The organism is Colwellia sp. (genome assembly GCF_013215345.1).
Lineage (GTDB): Bacteria > Pseudomonadota > Gammaproteobacteria > Enterobacterales > Alteromonadaceae > Colwellia.
The window spans coordinates 1-2,964 of record NZ_JABSOV010000079.1 but is presented as its reverse complement, the minus strand read 5'-3'; the positions used below and the strand labels follow the sequence as shown (position 1 = coordinate 2,964).

At 34.2% G+C, this 2,964-nt stretch carries 4 protein-coding genes and 1 pseudogene; 3 read left to right on the top strand and 2 right to left on the bottom strand.

Features of this window, described 5'->3' with window-relative positions; all coding sequences use genetic code 11:
- Positions 1-379, top strand: a pseudogene (locus tag HRT50_RS12550) (bifunctional protein-serine/threonine kinase/phosphatase); the annotation flags it as partial.
- A gap of 361 nt (positions 380-740) precedes the next feature.
- On the opposite strand, the gene HRT50_RS12545 reads toward HRT50_RS12550, so the two are convergent.
- The gene (locus HRT50_RS12545; RefSeq protein WP_291615017.1) at positions 741-1,592 is read right to left on the bottom strand and encodes a hypothetical protein; all 852 of its coding nucleotides are present in this window, start codon (positions 1,590-1,592) and stop codon (positions 741-743) included.
- A 278-nt stretch (positions 1,593-1,870) separates the two neighbouring features.
- On the opposite strand from HRT50_RS12545, the gene HRT50_RS12540 reads away from it, so the two are divergent.
- Positions 1,871-2,323, top strand: coding sequence for a hypothetical protein (locus tag HRT50_RS12540; RefSeq protein ID WP_291615015.1), 453 nt, complete (start codon positions 1,871-1,873; stop codon positions 2,321-2,323).
- Positions 2,324-2,511: 188 nt separating this feature from the next.
- On the opposite strand, the gene HRT50_RS18860 is transcribed toward HRT50_RS12540, so the two are convergent.
- Complete coding sequence (locus HRT50_RS18860) at positions 2,512-2,643, bottom strand: variable surface lipoprotein (RefSeq protein WP_367238875.1); 132 nt, start codon at positions 2,641-2,643, stop codon at positions 2,512-2,514.
- A gap of 38 nt (positions 2,644-2,681) precedes the next feature.
- Between HRT50_RS18860 and HRT50_RS12535 the strand changes: the two genes are divergently transcribed.
- Positions 2,682-2,964, top strand: a 283-nt coding sequence (locus HRT50_RS12535) for a serine hydrolase (protein ID WP_291615013.1), incomplete at its 3' end; no start/stop codon positions are given.

Genomic DNA, 2,964 nt, shown 5'->3' with positions numbered 1-2,964 from the left:
CGGTAAAAGCACCATACAATCAGAAGTTTTTTCATTAGCTGTGCTCGCCTATGAAATGTTAACGGGTAAAGAACCGTTTTCAGGTAAGCTAAATAAATGCAGAACAGTGAAAGCCTACCTTAAAACCAAATATATCCCCTGTTTTGATGAAAATCCCTTGGTGCCTATTTGGATCGATTGTGCCATTAAAAAAGGTCTGCGCTTTAAAGCTGACCGTCGCCATGAAGACGTATTAGAATTCTTACATGAACTACAAAATCCCAACCCAAAATATAAAAGTAATCACAACGCGGTATTAATGGACAAAAACCCAGTGTTATTTTGGCAAGCTTTTTCAGCCTTTTGGTTTGTCGCTTTTCTTATCTCGCTAGTATTGTAATTTGAAAGGTGTCAACTATGGATCTTTGAAAATTATGAGAATTCTTGAATCATATTTTCTGGGCCGTAGCTAGATTGGGGGTAAATAATTAAAAGTAGTGAGAAAATTACAAAAAACCTCACAAGTCGCAAGAAGATAATGGCAACTAAGTGCGCTTTATACGTTAGCTACTGGTTGTTCTTTAGGTCAACTGATAGCCAAAAGCCGACATTAAGCCTTTTCAAATTCAGAAGCGTACTTAGGGCAAGATTAGCCAATATTTTTTGCTTACTTTTGGGGCTGGTTTAAGCTCATTGCCGCCAGTGACATATTGTCTATAAACTTACTTTTTGCCGCAAAAACACCATGAAATCAGCAGCATTTAAAAATGTGCAATAAAACCGACAAAAGTACCTTTGAATTCAAGATCGGTGTATAAATCATTTAAATTTTCCAATTCCATTTTGACTACCTTATATCCTAAGGTCAGATCATAATCTCCCATTTTTGTATCAAGAAGCTCGTAACTTAAGCCAAGTTGATAGTCGGAAATATTATAGTTATCTTTTAATGAAAAATCACCTTGAGCAAATAATCTTAAATTTTTTAACGGTAAGCTCAGGTCAGTGGCAATATACAACATAGGTACTATGCCATCGGTTTTTATTTTACCTGTAGGAGCAACAGGAGGTGTTGTTGGTGTTGCTGTACAAGGGTTGCCTTGTGACGTTTGAGGACAATCATCATCATCTATAATTGTTTCCCCTATAACTGTAACAGCACCATTTAAATCCTTTGCAGTTAACCCTATATCAAATGAAAAGGTACTATTATTCAATAACCCATAATATAAAGTGTAATCGACATAACTAACGCTAAAGTTTGTATTAATATCGTCACCCGTTGGAAAGCTTTCTCCACCAAAGCTAAATCCTTGTGTTAAGCTTTTTTTACTTGTGGTATTAAGCGAAGTACTTTCAATACGTATATTAGGCAGAAAAGAATAGGGGTGTTTAACAGTCACAAAGTAGTTTGTTTGCTGTTCTTTTTTGAGTTTATAGTTAATTAACGAGTTTTCTTCGCCAAAAGTCCCATTTGCTTCACTTTGCCAAATTTGACCACCAAGATATAAACCAACCTGACTTTTGTCTTTCGGGGTATAGCTAAAATTTGCAAATGTTTGCGGGATAAAAGTAAAAAGTATAGCAAATGCCGCTAAAGCCGTTTTTTTCATCTGGTTATCATCCTTGTTTACTAGTGGCTATATTCCATATTTTAATATGTGCCACCATCTTGATAAAACATAATAATATTACCATAAGTTATTAATAAATAATATTATTGACAATAAACTTTGTCTATGATCTTATTTATTTCGCAGGGAGCATCCAATTATTACATTGATCGTAATTATTATTTCTAACCATTATTGTTATTAATTTACCCTAAATATTCCTATTCAGAGTTTTGGCATCCCTGTTATTTTTAATATTAACAAAGGATTTTTTAATAATGAAAAAGATATATACATTAGTTCCACTCATTTTTACCGCATTTGTTTCTACTTCTACTCTAGCTGGTACATGCTCTTTAAAGCTTGTAGATGAAGATGGAAATTTTTCGTCTGCTGATTATGGACCAGGAGGCAGAGTTACATATGATGTAGTTATGCCATTTACAGACGGGTATTATCCAAATTGGACTACTAGTCAGCCTAAACCTAGACTTCCATTCAGTAATTGTATTACTTATAAGGGAGCACCGTATAACGCAAAAATAACTTCAATTAGTTATAATTATACATTTCAAGAAGCTGTCTTAGTGGCTGATTATGAGGTAATGATGGGGTTCTTTGGAGCACAACCACAGAATAAATTTATTTATCCGTTTAAGAGAGTTCAATCGGCCTGTTTGAACCATACCCAAAATAGACTACTCGTTATATTTTTGGAAAATGATGAATGAGTACTGTTGCAACATTGTCGTCACGTTAGCTAGGTATTTGCACCTAAATTACTAAGAGCAGACACTCGATTAGGTAAAAATATTACATCAATAGATTACTTGTGAATTTCGGAGTTTTTCAAGCTAGGCTACGTATTAAATACGAATTCTCTTTAGCTTTTATGAATCATTCTATGAGTACTCTGTATTTAGCACAATGTGTGGGCTTTGGCCACCATAGGGATAAGAATTAAGGATGAAATGCTTCCTAACCATAGCATTATTTTCTTACACTTACCTGCTTGTAATGCATTTGACGACTCCTTATTATCTCGCGGCACATTTATACTCCAACCAGATAAAGCAAAAAGGAATTTCTATGCGTATCTTATTCATTATTTTTTTATTTTCATGTTTTAGTCATCAGTCATTGGCAACGGAAGATAACAACCAAATACAAAAGTTAGATGTACTGATTAATGCGGCCAATAATTATAAAGGATTTAACGGGGCAATGCTTGTTGGTAGTACTAAAGGTAATGAGGTCGTTTATTACAATAGAATTGGTTTTGCCGATAAAGAACACAAAATACCTTTAACTGATAAACATCTTTTCAGTGCAGGCTCGATTGGTAAAGAGTTTTCCACATTAGCAATAATGA